The 15,050-nt window shown below is 69.4% G+C and carries 18 protein-coding genes and 1 riboswitch; of the genes, 17 read left to right on the top strand and 1 reads right to left on the bottom strand.

Annotation, left to right across the window (positions count from 1 at the left end):
- Nucleotides 1-33 precede the first annotated feature (33 nt).
- The 12 genes from def (at nt 34) to hisF (ending at nt 10,175) form a co-directional block, all read left to right on the top strand.
- Complete coding sequence (def, locus tag AC1DK9_RS08130) at nt 34-609, top strand: peptide deformylase (RefSeq protein WP_476860882.1); 576 nt, start codon at nt 34-36, stop codon at nt 607-609.
- Nucleotides 606-1,526: a methionyl-tRNA formyltransferase gene (gene fmt / locus AC1DK9_RS08125; RefSeq protein ID WP_476860881.1), complete on the top strand. Its 921-nt coding sequence runs from the start codon at nt 606-608 to the stop codon at nt 1,524-1,526. Before def ends, fmt begins: the two co-directional genes overlap by 4 nt.
- The gene (locus AC1DK9_RS08120; protein ID WP_476860880.1) at nt 1,523-3,178 is read left to right on the top strand and encodes an RsmB/NOP family class I SAM-dependent RNA methyltransferase; all 1,656 of its coding nucleotides are present in this window, start codon (nt 1,523-1,525) and stop codon (nt 3,176-3,178) included. Before fmt ends, AC1DK9_RS08120 begins: the two co-directional genes overlap by 4 nt.
- Before the next feature lie 62 nt (nt 3,179-3,240).
- On the top strand, nt 3,241-3,897 hold the full coding sequence (gene rpe, locus AC1DK9_RS08115) for a ribulose-phosphate 3-epimerase (RefSeq protein WP_476860879.1): 657 nt from the start codon (nt 3,241-3,243) through the stop codon (nt 3,895-3,897).
- An 82-nt stretch (nt 3,898-3,979) separates the two neighbouring features.
- A riboswitch (FMN riboswitch) is annotated at nt 3,980-4,131 on the top strand.
- Between the two features lie 256 nt (nt 4,132-4,387).
- A complete protein-coding gene (ribD, locus tag AC1DK9_RS08110) occupies nt 4,388-5,452 on the top strand; it encodes a bifunctional diaminohydroxyphosphoribosylaminopyrimidine deaminase/5-amino-6-(5-phosphoribosylamino)uracil reductase RibD (RefSeq protein WP_476860966.1) in 1,065 nt (354 codons plus the stop codon).
- The gene (locus AC1DK9_RS08105) at nt 5,452-6,108 is read left to right on the top strand and encodes a riboflavin synthase (protein WP_476915568.1); all 657 of its coding nucleotides are present in this window, start codon (nt 5,452-5,454) and stop codon (nt 6,106-6,108) included. Before ribD ends, AC1DK9_RS08105 begins: the two co-directional genes overlap by 1 nt.
- Nucleotides 6,105-6,797, top strand: a complete 693-nt coding sequence (gene ribB / locus AC1DK9_RS08100; RefSeq protein WP_476860877.1) for a 3,4-dihydroxy-2-butanone-4-phosphate synthase — start codon at nt 6,105-6,107, stop codon at nt 6,795-6,797. Before AC1DK9_RS08105 ends, ribB begins: the two co-directional genes overlap by 4 nt.
- Nucleotides 6,798-6,818: 21 nt before the next feature.
- Entirely contained in the window at nt 6,819-7,514 is a 696-nt protein-coding gene (gene ribA / locus AC1DK9_RS08095) for a GTP cyclohydrolase II (RefSeq protein ID WP_476915567.1), read from the top strand.
- Between the two features lie 44 nt (nt 7,515-7,558).
- A complete protein-coding gene (gene ribH / locus AC1DK9_RS08090; RefSeq protein WP_476915566.1) occupies nt 7,559-8,044 on the top strand; it encodes a 6,7-dimethyl-8-ribityllumazine synthase in 486 nt (161 codons plus the stop codon).
- Between the two features lie 81 nt (nt 8,045-8,125).
- The gene (locus AC1DK9_RS08085) at nt 8,126-8,389 is read left to right on the top strand and encodes a phosphoribosyl-ATP diphosphatase (RefSeq protein ID WP_476860874.1); all 264 of its coding nucleotides are present in this window, start codon (nt 8,126-8,128) and stop codon (nt 8,387-8,389) included.
- Nucleotides 8,390-8,490: 101 nt separating this feature from the next.
- Nucleotides 8,491-9,333, top strand: a complete 843-nt coding sequence (hisG, locus tag AC1DK9_RS08080) for an ATP phosphoribosyltransferase (RefSeq protein ID WP_476915565.1) — start codon at nt 8,491-8,493, stop codon at nt 9,331-9,333.
- 65 nt (nt 9,334-9,398) lie between these two features.
- The gene (hisF, locus tag AC1DK9_RS08075) at nt 9,399-10,175 is read left to right on the top strand and encodes an imidazole glycerol phosphate synthase subunit HisF (protein ID WP_476860872.1); all 777 of its coding nucleotides are present in this window, start codon (nt 9,399-9,401) and stop codon (nt 10,173-10,175) included.
- A gap of 128 nt (nt 10,176-10,303) precedes the next feature.
- Here the strand turns inward: hisF and AC1DK9_RS08070 are convergent, their stop codons facing one another.
- A complete protein-coding gene (locus tag AC1DK9_RS08070) occupies nt 10,304-10,948 on the bottom strand; it encodes a TIGR03085 family metal-binding protein (protein WP_476860871.1) in 645 nt (214 codons plus the stop codon).
- A 144-nt stretch (nt 10,949-11,092) separates the two neighbouring features.
- Here AC1DK9_RS08070 and hisI point away from each other — a divergent pair, with 144 nt between their 5' ends.
- From hisI to trpC, 5 genes are all read left to right on the top strand, one after another.
- Nucleotides 11,093-11,569, top strand: coding sequence for a phosphoribosyl-AMP cyclohydrolase (hisI, locus tag AC1DK9_RS08065; protein WP_476915564.1), 477 nt, complete (start codon nt 11,093-11,095; stop codon nt 11,567-11,569).
- Between the two features lie 73 nt (nt 11,570-11,642).
- Entirely contained in the window at nt 11,643-13,211 is a 1,569-nt protein-coding gene (locus AC1DK9_RS08060) for an anthranilate synthase component I (protein ID WP_476915563.1), read from the top strand.
- Nucleotides 13,208-13,834 carry a Trp biosynthesis-associated membrane protein gene (locus AC1DK9_RS08055; RefSeq protein WP_476915562.1) on the top strand — a complete coding sequence of 209 codons (627 nt, stop codon included), beginning with the start codon at nt 13,208-13,210 and terminating at the stop codon, nt 13,832-13,834. Before AC1DK9_RS08060 ends, AC1DK9_RS08055 begins: the two co-directional genes overlap by 4 nt.
- Before the next feature lie 79 nt (nt 13,835-13,913).
- A complete protein-coding gene (locus AC1DK9_RS08050) occupies nt 13,914-14,201 on the top strand; it encodes an HGxxPAAW family protein (RefSeq protein ID WP_138769525.1) in 288 nt (95 codons plus the stop codon).
- Between the two features lie 2 nt (nt 14,202-14,203).
- A complete protein-coding gene (gene trpC, locus AC1DK9_RS08045) occupies nt 14,204-15,019 on the top strand; it encodes an indole-3-glycerol phosphate synthase TrpC (protein WP_476915561.1) in 816 nt (271 codons plus the stop codon).
- The last annotated feature ends 31 nt before the right edge of the window (nt 15,020-15,050 follow it).

Here is a 15,050-nt window from a genome sequence, read left to right as displayed (position 1 = left end):
CCCAAAGCAGCCCACCGTGAGGACAGATTGCCCATGGCCATTTTGAATATCCGCATCATTGGCGACCCGGTGCTGCGCACAGTTGCCGACCCGGTGACGGAGTTCGGGCCTGAGCTGGAAAAGCTAGTTGCCGACATGACCGAAACCATGGAGGACGTGGAAGGCGCCGGACTGGCCGCACCGCAGGTAGGCATCAGCCAGCGGGTCTTCACCTACCGTATCCGTGGAGTCGAGGGCCACGTCATTAACCCGGTGCTGGAGAACAGCGACGACTTCCAGCCGGACGAGGTGGAGGGCTGCCTCTCCATTCCAGGACTCGGCTTCCCGGTCCGCCGGCACCGTGCCACGCGCGTCACCGGCGTCGACGTTCACGGCAACCCGGTGGTGCTGGAAGGCGAAGGCATGCTCGCCCGGGTCTTCCAGCACGAGACCGACCACCTCGACGGCGTTCTCTTCACCGACCGGCTCGAGGGCGAGGACCGCAAGGCGGCCTTGCGCGCCATCCGCAACGCGAACTACGACTCCATCACGGAGCAGACGACGTCGAAGCGGGCCAAGACTGTCGGCTCGAGCTTTGGCGCGGGTTCCGCCTTCGGACCCGGCCAGTGAGGGTCCTCTTCGCGGGCACGCCGGCCGTCGCCGTCCCCTCGCTGGACGCCCTCGTCGCAGCCGGCTTCGACGTCGTCGCCGTGCTGACCAGACCGGACGCGCCGCTGGGGCGCAAGCGCGTGCTGACTCCCTCGCCGGTCGCGGCCCGTGCCGCGGAGCTCGGCATTGAGGTAATCCACGCGTCCCGGGTGGACGCTGCGGTAACGGCGAGGATTGCCGCCGCCGCGCCCGACGTCGCCGCGATCGTGGCCTACGGCGGACTAATTCCCCGGGCCGCGCTGGACATTCCCCGGCACGGCTGGATAAACCTGCACTTTTCGCTCCTGCCGGCCTGGCGCGGGGCGGCGCCCGTGCAGCGGGCGCTCATTGCCGGGGACGACATCACCGGCGCCGTCACCTTCCGGCTCGAAGAGGGCCTGGACACCGGACCGGTGTTCGGCACCCTGACCGAAGCGGTGGGGCCCGCGGACACGGCGGGAGAGCTGCTGGAACGCCTCTCGCACAGCGGCGCAGTGCTGCTGACCCAGACCCTCTCCGCCGTCGACGCCGGCAAGGCCGCCGCCGTGCCGCAACAGGGCGACGTCAGCCTGGCCCCGAAGCTCACGCTCGACGACGGCCGGCTCGACTGGCAGCAGCCGGCCCTCGCGATCGGACGGCGCGCCCGCGGAGTGACGCCGGAACCGGGGGCCTGGACGACGCTGGACGCCCAGCGCGTCAAGCTTGAACCGGTGTTGCTCCGGCCCGGGGCCGCGGCGCTGCGCCCGGGGCACCTGGCGCTGGACGGGAAAGCCGTCCTGGTCGGGACCGGCTCGCACCCCGTGGAGCTCACCCGGGTCCAGCCCGCAGGCAAGAAAATGATGACCGCCGCCGATTGGGCGCGCGGACAGGCAACACTGGAAAGCGTGGTCTTCGAATGAGCGAATCCGGATCCAACGGCAGTGGCCGGGCCCGGGGCCCCCGATCCGGCGGACAGCCAGGCGGCGGACAGTCAGGCAACGGACGGTCGGCCGGCGGACGCGGCGGCCAGGGCCCCCGGGGAGGCGTACGGCGGGACGCGCAAGGACGCGAACGCAACCGCGGTACGCAGCGCAGCTTCACCGAGAACGCTCCCTCCCAGCGCACCCGGCGCGCCGACCCGGCGCGGCTGGTCGCCTTCGAGGTGCTTCGTGCGGTGGCCGCCGAGGACGCCTATGCGAATCTTGTGCTGCCGGCCCGGATCCGGCACCACGGCCTGGACAAGCGCGACGCCGGCTTCGCCACAGAGCTCAGCTACGGCGCGCTCCGCGGCCAGGGCACCTACGATGCGATCCTGGCCCGCTGCGTTGACCGTCCGCTGGACCAGCTGGACCCCGCCATCCTCGACGCGCTGCGGATCGGCGCGCACCAACTCCTTGCCATGCGCGTCCCGGCCCACGCCGCCCTCGACTCGACCGTGGGCCTGGCCCGCGCCGTGATCGGCGCCGGCCCGTCCGGCCTGGTCAACGCCGTGCTCCGCAAGGTCTCCGCGCACACACTCGACGAGTGGCTGGAGCTGCTGCTCCGCGACGAGCAGGACGAGACCAAGGTGGCCTCCGTCCGCTATGCCCACCCGGAGTGGATCGTGCGGGCGTTCCGGCAGTCGCTCGTGGCGCACGGACGCCCGGTCACGGAAATCAACGACCTGCTGGAAGCAGACAACGCCGCGCCCGTGGTGAACCTCGTGGCACTGCCCGGCCTTGGCAGCCTGGACGAGGCGCTGGAAAGTGGTGCCACCCCGGGCGAGCTGGTGGAAGGTTCGGCGCTCTCCAGCGGCGGCGACCTGGGCCGGCTCGCCTCGGTGCGGGACGGCAGCACCCGGGTCCAGGACGTCGGCTCCCAGCTGGTGGCCCGTGCCCTGGCGTCGGTGGACTTGGCCGGCACCGAAACCGGCACCGAAACCACCGAAACGGGCGCCGCCGAAACCGCCGAAGCCGCCAACGGACAGGCCGGCGGCGAACGCTGGCTTGACCTCTGCGCCGGCCCCGGAGGCAAGGCCGCCCTGCTCGGCGCCCTCGCCCGCCAGCACGGCGCCACCCTGCTCGCGAATGAGCCGGCGCCGCACCGCGCGAAGCTCGTCCGCCAGGCCCTGGCCGCCGTCCCGCACGAGGTCTGGCATGTGCGCACCGGCGACGGCCGTGAGGTGGGGTCCGAGATGGCCGAAAGCTTCGACCGGGTACTCGTGGACGTGCCCTGTACCGGGCTGGGTGCGCTGCGCCGCCGTCCGGAATCCCGGTGGCGGCGCACCCCCAAGGACCTCGTGGACCTGGGCCCGCTGCAGCGCGAACTGCTCAAGTCCGCGCTGGACGCCGTCAAGCCCGGCGGCCTCGTGGCCTACGTGACCTGCTCCCCGCACCCGGCCGAAACTACCGCCGTCGTCAGTGATGCGCTGCGCAAGCGCGACGACCTCGAGCTGCTCGACGCCGGGGCCGCGCTGGACGCGGTGAGCCTCACCGGCCACCTCGAGGCCGGCCACGAGCTCACTGCCCAGCTCTGGCCGCACCGTCACCGTACCGACGCCATGTTCCTGGCGCTCATCCACAAAAAAGCCTGAGCCCCGGGCCATACTGGCACCAGCTACCCGACCTTCCGACCAGCGCAACGACAAGGAAATCCATGGCCCATTGCTGCATTCACCCCAGTATCCTGTCGGCGGACTTCGCGAACCTCCAGTCCGAGCTCCACAAGATCAGGACCGCGGACGCCGTGCATGTGGACGTGATGGACAACCACTTCGTGCCCAACCTCTCGCTGGGCCTTCCCGTGGTTGAGCGGCTCCAGGAAGTGAGCCCCATCCCGCTGGACGCGCACCTCATGATCGAGCACGCCGACCGCTGGGCGCCGGCCTACGCCGACGCCGGGTTGGCTTCGGTGACGTTCCACGCCGAGGCATCGATCGCGCCCGTGAAGTTGGCCCGTGAACTGCGGGCCCGCGGGGCCAAAGCAGGCCTGGCGTTGCGGCCGGGCAGCGGGGTGGAGCCGTTCCTGGACATGCTGGGCGAGCTGGACATGATCCTCATCATGACGGTGGAGCCCGGCTTTGGCGGCCAGGAATTCCTGGATCTCACGCTGCCCAAGATCCGCCGGGCCCGGGCGGCGATCGATGCTTCCGGCCTTGACATCAAGCTCCAGGTGGACGGTGGCATCACCGAGAAGACCATCTGGCGAGCCGCCGAGGCCGGTGCCGACGTCTTCGTTGCGGGGTCCGCGGTGTACGGCGCCGATGACCCGGCGGACGCAATCGCCCGGCTGCGGGAAGCCGGCAGCCGCTGACGCGAACATGACGAAAGTTGTACCGTCCGTTCCGCGGGAATAGCCGGGTCCAACCGCGGGTTGTGTCAGAATAGCAACACACATACGTGCTCCGGGGTCGGTGTAAGTCCGAACCGGCGGTTATAGTCCGCGACCCGCGAGCCGGCATTCTTCCCCCGGGAAGGTGGCGGCGGACGGTTGAACCGGTGGAACTCCGGTACCGACAGTTAAAGTCTGGATGAGAGAAGCACGTACAGCTGTTACTGCGGCGCCCTCCCGGCGCCGCGGCATTGCGCTGTCGTATACCCCCGGAGCCATCGCGGTTCTTGAGGGAAGGAACGACAGACATGAACCCCTTGCGATGGCTCTTCGCCGACTCCGCGGTCCTACGGGACCGAACGGACGGCAGATGAGCTTCCAGCAGGCGGCCGCCGGGCCGCAGGATTTCCCGGAAACGGGCAGCGCCGATGTCGCTGAAGCCGCCGGCTTCAGCGCTGCGGAAACGGCCGCCATGGACGCCGCCCTCGCCGCGGCGGCCCAAGGTCCGCGCGGCGCGAACCCGCTGGTGGGCGCCGTCGTCATCGGAACCGACGGCACGCCCCTCGTAACCGGCTACCACCGCGGCGCCGGCACCCCGCATGCCGAGGCCGACGCCATCTCGCAGGCCACGGCGGCAGGGCTGGACCTGACCGGCACCACCATGGTGGTCACGCTCGAACCGTGCAACCACTGCGGGCGCACCGGCCCCTGCGCCCAGGCGATCATCGACGCCGGCGTCGCCGACGTCGTCTACGCGGTCGACGACCCGCATGATCCGGCCGCCGGGGGAGCAGCGACCCTGCGCGCCGCCGGCGTCCGGGTCCGGTCCGGCCTCGGGGCCGTGGCTTCCTTGGACCTGAACCGGCGCTGGTTCGACGCCGTCGCCGCCAAACGCCCGTTCGTCACCTTGCACATCGCCCAGACCCTGGACAGCCGGATCGCGGCCAGCGACGGCACCAGCCAGTGGATCTCCAGCCCGGAGTCGCTCGCCGACAACCACGCGCTGCGCGGCCGGATCGACGCAATCCTGGTCGGGACCCAGACGGTCCTGGTGGACAACCCGCGGCTGACCGCCCGCACCCCCGACGGGTCACACGCAGACAAACAGCCGCTCCGGGCCGTGATGGGACTGCGCGGGATTCCCGACGGCGCAGCCGTCAACGGTGGGGACGGCAAGGTGCTGCACCTTCCGACCCGGGATCCCCGCGAGGCCCTGGACCAATTGTTCGACGCCGGCGTCCGGCACCTCATGGTTGAAGGCGGCTCACGGATTCTGAGCGCCTTCCTCGCCGCCGGCCTGGTCGACGAACTGATCGTTTACCTCGCCCCGACGCTGCTCGGCTCCGGCACCCCCGCCCTGGAAGACCTCGGCATCGGCACCCTCGCCGACGCCCAGCACTGGGACTGGGACCACGCATCCGGCGGCGCCGTCAGGACGCTTGGCCGCGACCTGCGGCTGCACTTGTGCCCCGCCACCGACTCTTCATCCGATTCCACCCCGCGCAGCGACGCGGACACCGCCGCAGGAGGCTACTGATGTTTACCGGAATTATCGCCGAACAGGGGAAGGTGCTGTCCGTCGAGCGCGACGGCGACACCAGCGCGACTCTGCGACTGCACGCCCCGGCCAGCACCGAAGGGCTGGCCCACGGCGGCTCGATCGCCGTCAACGGCGTCTGCCTGACCGCCACGGACATCGACGGCACCGACTTCAGCGTCGACGTCATGGGCGAGACCCTGGTCCGCAGCACCATCGGGGCCCTGGCCGCGGGCGATCCGGTCAACCTCGAGCGCTGCGTCCCGGCCGGCGGACGGCTTGACGGCCACGTCGTGCAGGGGCACGTCGACGGCGTCGGCGAGCTGCTGGAACGCGAGGCGCTCGGCAACTGGGACCGGCTGCGCTTCGGCGTCCCGTCCGCGCTGGCCCGCTACATCGCGGAAAAGGGCTCGATCGCCGTCGACGGGGTCTCGCTGACCGTCACGGCCGTGAGCCCGGCGGATGAGCCGGCACCGTGGTTCGAAGTCGGCCTGATCCCGACGACCCTGGCTGAAACCGGCCTGGGCGGCAAATCCATCGGCGCCCGCGTCAACCTTGAAGTGGACGTGCTGGCCAAGTACACCGAGCGGCTGCTCGCCTTCGCGCCCGCCATGCACCGCCCGGAGGCTGCACACCGCCAGGCGGCCGCATCATGAGCCGGCTGCAGGACCACCGCGGCCTTGCCGTGGACGCAGCGTCGGCGTTGGACCCGATCGAGGACGCCATCCGTGCCATGGCCGCCGGCCGGCCCGTGCTGGTGGTGGACAACGAGGACCGCGAGAACGAAGGCGACATTATTTTCGCCGCGCAGCATGCAACCCCGACGCTCATGGGCTGGACCATCCGTTACAGCTCGGGCGTCATCTGCGTGCCGTTAACCAGCGAACGGGCTGACACACTGGCGCTGCCGCCGATGGTGGAAATCAACGAGGACGCCAAGGGCACCGCCTACACGGTTTCGTGCGACGCCGCGGCGGGCGTGAGCACCGGAATCTCGGCGACCGACCGGGCACTGACGGCCCGCATCCTGGCCGATCCGAGCAGCCAGCCGAATTCCTTGACCCGTCCCGGGCATGTATTCCCGCTCCGTGCCGTTAAGGGGGGTGTGCGGGAGCGTCCCGGCCACACCGAAGCGGCTGTCGAGCTGTGCCGGCTGGCCGGCCTGGAACCCGTAGGCGTAATTGCAGAACTGGTGCACGACGACGGAGAAATGATGCGGCTGGACGGACTTCGCGGCTTCGCGATCGAACATGGCTGCCCGCTGATCTCGATTGCCGACCTGGTGGCCTACCTCGAAGCCGGTAACACCGGCCTCAGCGGCAGCCACGCAGCGGAATCCGCCTGACACCTGGATAGAGGAGAGACAATGACGACTTCTGAAACGCAGCCGGCCACCCCGGAACAGCAGCCGCATCCGGTCAGCGGCGGACCGATCGTCCAGCTGCCCACCGCCTATGGCGACTTCGTCGCGCAGGCCTGGACCGACCTGGCCACCGGGGCCGAACACCTCGCGGTGAGCTCCCCGCTGCCTGCCACGGACGGCCAGGCGCCCCTGGTCCGGCTACATTCGGAGTGCCTCACCGGCGACGTGTTCGGCTCCTACCGGTGCGACTGCGGCGAGCAGCTGGCGTACGCCCTGGAGATGATCCACGAGTTCGGCGGCACCCTGCTCTACCTGCGCGGCCAGGAAGGCCGTGGCATCGGCCTGGCGAACAAGATCAAGGCCTACGCCCTGCAAGAGGCCGGCTTCGACACCGTCGAGGCCAACGAGCAGCTCGGCCTGCCGGTGGACGCCCGGTGCTACAAGGCCGCGGCCCAGATCCTCGCCGAGATGGGCCTGCACGAGATCCGCCTGCTGAGCAACAACCCGGACAAGCAGGACAGGCTGGCCCAGGCCGGCGTCCGGGTGGTCGAGATGGTTCCCACCGAGGTGCCGTCCCGGGAGCAGAACCTCCGCTACCTGCAGACCAAGAAGGACCGGATGGACCACCGCCTGGTCCTCGACATGGAGCCCGCGGCGCCTGCCGCCGGACAACTCGGCTTCGAGCACGAACAGGGCTAACAGCCCCACCACCGCACACCACCCCAGAGCATAGGAACTTTTTCATGAGCGGCCACGGCGCACCCCAGATTGACCTGACCACCTTCCAGCCCGACGAGACCTCCAAGCTGAAACTGGCCATCGTGGCCGCCAGCTGGCACACCCAGATCATGGACGGGCTGCTCGACGGCGCGCTGCGCGCCGCCAAGGACGCCGGCATCGCCGAACCCACCGTCCTGCGCGTGCCCGGAACCTTTGAGCTGCCGGTCGCCGCGGCCCGGCTGGCACCGCACTTCGACGCCGTCGTCGCGCTCGGCGTGGTGATCCGCGGGGGCACCCCGCACTTCGAGTACGTCTGCGAAGCCGCCACCCTCGGCCTGACCGAGGTCAGCGTCCGCACCGGCGTGCCGGTGGGCTTCGGGGTGCTCACCTGCGACACCGAACAGCAGGGCATCGACCGCGCCGGCCTCCCGGGCTCCAGCGAGGACAAGGGCCACGAGGCTGTCACGGCCGCCCTGGCCACCGCCGTCACGCTCAAGCAGTGCTCCTAGGCTGTGTATTCGCTCACATCCGGGCCGTCATGCTGGGGCCCGGCAAGCACGCTCCGGCCGTGAACAAGTAGGCTGGAGGGTGTGAAGAATTTCGAGTCGCTGTTCGCAGAACTGAGTGAGAAGGCAGCCACCCGCCCGGAGGGCTCCCGCACCGTCACCGAACTGGAGTCCGGAATCCACGGCATCGGCAAGAAAGTCGTGGAGGAAGCAGCCGAGGTCTGGATGGCTGCCGAGTACGAATCGGATGAAGCCGCCGCGGAAGAAATTTCGCAGCTGCTCTATCACCTGCAGGTTCTGATGCTCGCCAAAGGACTCAGCCTGGAAGACGTCTACAAGCATCTCTAGCCACGTCGCGCCGTCCTTGGGGACTTGGGGTCCGCACGACCGGCGCATCCCGTGGCCCGCTGTGCCTGAACCGATGACTTCCTAACCAGAAAGAACTTCCCATGCTGAGAGTTGCCGTCCCGAACAAGGGCTCCCTGTCCGAAGCCGCCTCCGCCATGCTTGCCGAGGCCGGCTACCGCCAGCGCCGCGACAGCCGCGAACTGGTCATGGTGGACCCGGACAACGACATTGAATTCTTCTTCCTCCGCCCGCGCGACATTGCCGTGTACGTCGGACAAGGCACGCTGGACGTCGGCATTACCGGCCGCGACCTGCTGCTCGACGCCGAGGTTGAGGCCGAAGAGTTGCTGCCGCTGGGCTTCGCCGCCTCGACGTTCCGCTTCGCCGGCCCGGTGGGGGATTTCACGTCCATCGAACAGCTTGAGGGCAAGCGCCTCGCCACCAGCTACGACGGGCTGCTCCGCGGGTACCTCGCCCAGCGCGGCATCAACGCCAAGGTCGTCCGGCTCGACGGCGCCGTCGAATCCTCCGTCCGGCTTGGCGTCGCGGACGCAATTGCCGACGTCGTCGAAACCGGCACCACGCTCAAGGCCGCCGGCATGGAGATCTTCGGCGAGCCGATCCTGAAGTCCGAGTCGGTCCTGATCGGCCGCAAGGGCGAGCAGAACCCGGCCACCGAAGTGCTGATCCGCCGCCTCCAGGGTGTGCTGGTGGCCCGCCAGTACGTGATGATGGACTACGACATCCGCACGGAGCTTGTCGAGCAGGCCGCCGCCCTGACCCCCGGGCTGGAATCGCCCACCATCTCGCCGCTGCGGGATTCTGAGTGGGTGGCAGTGCGCTCGATGGTGCCGAAGAAGGACACCAACCGGATCATGGATGAGCTCTACGACCTCGGCGCGCGCGCCATCCTGGTCAGCAGCATCCACGCCTGCCGGATCTAGCGCGGCCGGCCCGTGAAGGCGTCATCCGCTAGCCCGTCACCTGTCAGCCAAGTTCAGGAGCAACCATGCCCGTAGCCGTCCGTGTCATCCCGTGCCTGGACGTCGACGCCGGCCGTGTGGTCAAGGGGATCAACTTCGAAGGCCTGCGCGACGCCGGCGACCCGGTGGAACTCGCGCACCGCTACGACAATGGCGGCGCCGACGAACTGACGTTCCTGGACGTCACCGCGTCTTCAGGCAACCGCGAAACGACGTTCGACGTCGTCCGGCGCACCGCGGAGGAAGTCTTCATCCCGCTGACCGTGGGCGGCGGCGTCCGCGGCGTCGCCGAAGTGGACAAACTGCTGCGCTACGGCGCCGACAAGGCAGCCATCAACACCGCGGCCGTGGCCCGGCCCGAGGTGATCGACGAGATCACCCGGCACTTTGGCTCGCAGGTGCTGGTGCTTTCCCTCGACGCGCGGCGCACCCGTCCCGGCTCGCAGCCGACCCCCTCGGGCTTCGAGGTCACCACGCACGGCGGCCGCCAGGGAACCGGAATTGACGCCCTCGCCTGGGCACGGGAAGCCGCAGACCGCGGCGTCGGCGAAATCCTGCTCAACTCCATCGACGCCGACGGCACCAAGGACGGCTTCGATCTGGAGCTCATCCGGCTTGCCCGGGCCGCCGTGAAAGTGCCGCTGATTGCCTCCGGCGGCGCGGGCAGGCCCGAGCACTTCCCGCCGGCCGTCGCTGCCGGCGCCGACGCCGTCCTGGCCGCCTCGGTATTCCACTTCGGCCCGCTCGACATGATCGCCCAGGTCAAAGCCGCTATCCGCGAGGCAGGCTTCGAAGTCCGCTGACCTTGTTGCGTTTCGGGAGGCCCGGGCCGGGCCGCCGGTACGCGAAAGCCCTGGCAATCAAAAAAGCTGGCACAGAAAAGCGGGGCCACCCTTCCGGGTGGCCCCGCTTTTGCGTGTCTAAGCCGCGTCTAGAGACCGACTTCGGCCGACTGCAGCAGCGCGACGGCGTCCGGCTGGCCCTCGAAAGTCACCAGCGCGTGCCGGGTCCGGCCGTGCGCGTGCATCAGGAGTTCGCCCGGTTCGCCCACGATCGCGACCGAGACGGGGGCGCGTTTGGCAACATGACGCGGTCCGGACGGTCGCACCAGCACGATGCCCAGGTCCACACCGCGGTAGAGGATGGCGGCGCGTTTGATCAATTCGTCCCAGAGCGCGTCGGAGTACGCCTCGTCCAGGGCCCGGGGCGCCCAGCGGTCCACCGCGCGGCGGACGTCCTCCGTGTGCACGAAGTACTCGATCAGGTTGGAGCTCTCGTCCAGGGCCTTGATGCGCATGGGGGAGAGGGCGGGCGGCCCGGCGCGGAAGGTGTTGACCAGCTTCGCGTAAGCCTCCGGGGTCCGGACGTTCGCGGCGAGCTCGGCTGTTGCCTCGTCCGAGGCCTTGGACAGCCGCTTGATCAGCAGCCCCAGGCCAACGCGGGCTTTGCGCTCCCGCAGGTACAGGTGGGCCGCGAGATCGCGGGTTTGCCACCCCTTGCAGAGCGTGGGGGAGTCAGGACCGGCCGCCAGCAGGGTTTCGGCCAGAACTTCTCGGGACGGATCGACGAAATGCATCACTTGTGAAACTAGCACGAGAGGCCCGCCTCTGGGCACAGGAAGCGCCGTGGTTTCGGCCGCAGCGCGCTTTTGACCGGCATGTTAAGCGTGGTGCTGCCAGCGCCGGGCGGCGGCCGGTCCGGAGGCACTAGACTTGAGCTGATGTCTGAGCAGCCCGCCCCCGCCCCAGCCCCGCTGAACACCGCGCAAGACAACGTGGAAAATTCCCTCCCGGGTTCCGCTGCCGCGGGTCCTTCCGTGCCGGATTCGGCGCACGCCGCCGGGCCGCTTCCCGCCGGTCTCGCCGAGTCCCTGAAGCGGGACAGCGCCGGCCTGGTGGCCGCGATCGTCCAGCAGTTCGACACCAACGAGGTGCTCATGCTGGGCTGGATGGACGACGAGGCGCTACACCGCACGATGACCACCGGGCGGGTCACCTTCTACTCCCGTTCCCGGCAGGAATATTGGCGCAAGGGCGACACCTCCGGCCACGTCCAGTGGGTCAAGTCCCTCGCGTTGGACTGCGACGGCGACGCCCTGCTGGTCCGGGTCGACCAGGTCGGCGCCGCCTGCCACACGGGCACCCGGACGTGCTTCGACGGGCGGGCGCTGGACGCCGTCGTCGGCCACACCGACTGACCCGGCGCACCGCGGCGCAGACCGCGGGCATTTCGCAAGCTTTAGACCCAGAGAACAGGCGGAAAACGCAGCCATGCAGGACCTTGGAATCATCAGCCCCAGCCTGGACGAGTTCCGGGAACTCGCGGGCCACAGCCGCGTCATCCCGGTCCGGTTGAAGGTGCTGGCTGACGCCGAAACGCCGATCGGGCTCTACCGCAAACTCGCGCAGGGCCAGCCCGGGACCTTCCTCCTGGAGTCCGCCGCAGTCGGCGGCGCCTGGTCCCGCTATTCCTTCATCGGCGCGAAGTCCCGTGCCACGCTGACCACCAAGGACGGGCAGGCTCACTGGCTCGGCGAGCCCCCGGTGGGCGTGCCGCTGGACGGCAGCCCGGTCGACGCCATCAGGGACACCCTCCGGGCCCTGCACACCGACCGCTTCGACGGGCTGCCGCCCTTCACGTCCGGCCTGGTGGGCTTCCTCGGCTGGGAGACCGTGCGGCACTGGGAGAAGCTCACCAGCCCGCCGGAGGATGACCTGCAGCTTCCGGAAATGGCGCTGAACCTCGTGACGGACATGGCCGTGCACGACAATATGGACGGCACCGTGCTGCTGATCGCCAACGCGATCAACTTCGACAACAGCTCCGAACGCGTCGACGAAGCCTGGCATGACGCCGTCGCCCGGGTGAAGGAACTGCTGGCGAAAATCAGCACTCCGACGGAACAGCCCGTCTCCGTGCTCCAGCCGGCCGCCCTGGATTTCGCCTCCAGCGTGCAGGAACGCTGGGATGAAAACGAATACCTGGCCGCCCTGGATCGCGGCAAGGAAGCGATTGTCGACGGCGAAGTCTTCCAGGTGGTGATCTCCCGCCGCTTCGAAATGGAGTGCGGAGCCGATCCCTTGGACGTCTACCGCGTGCTGCGCAACACCAACCCCAGCCCGTACATGTACATTTTCAGCCTCGAGGACGCCGCCGGCCGGCAGTACTCGATCGTGGGCTCCTCCCCGGAGGCCCTCGTGACGGTCACCGGCGAGGAGGTCATCACCCACCCGATCGCCGGGTCCCGGCCCCGCGGCAAGACCATCGAAGCGGACAAGGCCCTCGCCGAGGAGCTGCTCGCGGACCAAAAGGAACGCGCCGAACACCTCATGCTGGTGGACCTGTCCCGCAACGACCTCTCCAAGGTTTGCGTCGCCGGAAGCGTGGATGTCACGCAGTTCATGGAGGTGGAACGGTTCAGCCACATCATGCACCTGGTCTCCACGGTGGTGGGCCGGCTCGCTCCGACTGCCACGGCGTATGACGTGCTGAAGGCTACCTTCCCGGCCGGCACTCTCTCCGGTGCCCCCAAGCCCCGTGCCCTCCGCCTCCTGGACGAGCTGGAGCCCCACCGCCGCGGCATTTACGGCGGCGTGGTGGGCTACCTCGACTTCGCCGGCGACATGGACATGGCGATCGCGATCCGTTCCGCCCTGCTGCGGGAAGGCCGCGCCTACGTGCAGGCCGGCGGCGGGATCGTGGCCGACTCCGTCAACGCCACCGAGGCGATCGAAACCATCAATAAGGCCGCCGCCCCGATGCGGGCAGTCCACACGGCCCAGTCGTTGCGCAACATCACGCCGGATACCGTGCCCAGTGCCGGGACGGAGCAGCCATGAGCGGCCCCGGCATCGTCAAGAGCACCAGCCCGGCCGTGCCGCGCTGGGCCCGTAAATCCACCCTGGTCCTGGTCATCGCCGCACTGGCGCTGGCAGCTTTCGGCACCACCACGCAGACCTGGCTGACCGTGCAACTGGACCCCAGCCAGCTCGGCCAGGGCCTCAGCAGCCAGAACGGCCTGCAGGTCCAGGGCAGCAAGGCGGCCACCACCGTTACCGCCCTTGCCCTCGTGGCGCTGGCCGGCGGGCTCGCCGCATCGATCGCCGGGCGCATCGCCCGCTGGGTCATCACAGCGATCGTCCTGCTCGCCGCCGCAGGGATTGTGGCCGCGGCGGCCACCGTGCTGGCCGACCCGCTGGCTGCGGCGCAGGGTTCCATCGCAGCCGCCACCGGCATCAGCGGCAGCAACGTCCAGGTTGCGGTCACCGCGTTCCCGGTCCTCGCCGTCGTGGCCGGTTCGCTGCTGGGACTGGGCGCCCTCGCCATCGTCCCGGCCGGACGCTACTGGAAGAGCCGCACCAAGTACGACGCCGCCGCCAGCGGAGGCGTTTCCGGCACCGCGCAGCCGGCCGACGAGATCGACAGCTGGGACCGGCTCTCCCGCGGCGACGACCCCACCTGAGCTCGGAGCCCGCAACGCGGCCAAAACGCCCGCCAATAAATGGCAGAATGTAAGCAGTATTGATTCTGAGGAGATTTCCATGAGCAAAGCCCCTGTTTCCGCACCCCAGCCCGCTGCCGGCACCGGCGTCTACGACGGCGTCGACCACAGCGAGCCGACCGGCCACGGCAACAGCCCGGCGGCCTGGACCACCGTGATCATCATGCTGGTCGGTGCCCTGATCGCGGCCATCGCCTTCGTCATCGCCAACACCCCGATCTTCATCGCCGGTGCGGCCGTCATGCTGATCGGCCTCGTGGTGGGCTTCGCCATGCGCAAAGCCGGTTACGGCGTCGGCGGCAGCAAGCTGAAGAACTCCGGCCACTAGTAGTGACTGTTCTCGATGACATCAACGCCGGTGTCAGGGAGGATATGGAGGCCCGCCAGCGCCTCGTCACGCTCGCCGAGCTGAAGGAGCGTGCCGCGGCGGCCGCCCCGGCCCGAGATGCCTGGGCCGCCCTGGGCGGTCCCTCGGACCGGAGCCAGCTCAAGGTGATCGCCGAAATCAAGCGGCGCAGCCCCTCCAAGGGCGATCTGGCGAGCATCGCGGACCCGGCCTCGCTTGCCGTGCAGTACGCCGACGGCGGCGCGGCCGTGATCAGCGTCCTCACCGAACAGCGGCGCTTCAACGGCTCCCTGGCAGACCTGGACGCAGTCCGGGCGGCCGTGGACATCCCGCTGCTGCGCAAGGACTTCATGATCGACGAGTACCAGATCTGGGAGGCCCGTGCCCACGGCGCCGACCTGATCCTGCTGATCGTCGCTTCACTTTCCGATGCGCAGCTGCGCGAGTACACCGCGCTCAGCCGCGAGCTGGGCATGAACGTGCTCGTGGAGACCCACACGCCGGGCGAAGTCGAACGAGCCGTGGCCGCGGGAGCGAGAATCATTGGCGTCAACGTCCGGAACCTCAAGACGCTCGACGTCGACCGTTCCGTCTTTGCGGACCTGGCCGCTGGCATTCCCGCGGGGGCGCTCGTAGTCGGAGAGTCCGGTGTGCGCGGCGTCGACGATGTGCGGCACTACGCGGCGAGCGGCGCCAACGCCGTCCTGGTGGGCGAGGCGCTTGTGAGCGACGCGACTCCGCGCGAGCGGATCGCCGAATTCATGGCCGCCGGAGCCGAAGAAATCGCCGCACGCTCCTGACCCGCGGCGCGGCCCGGCACCCGGCCGGACC

It is taken from the genome of Arthrobacter sp. 01T414, assembly GCF_056398965.1.
This window is presented reverse-complemented; position numbering and strand designations above follow the sequence as displayed.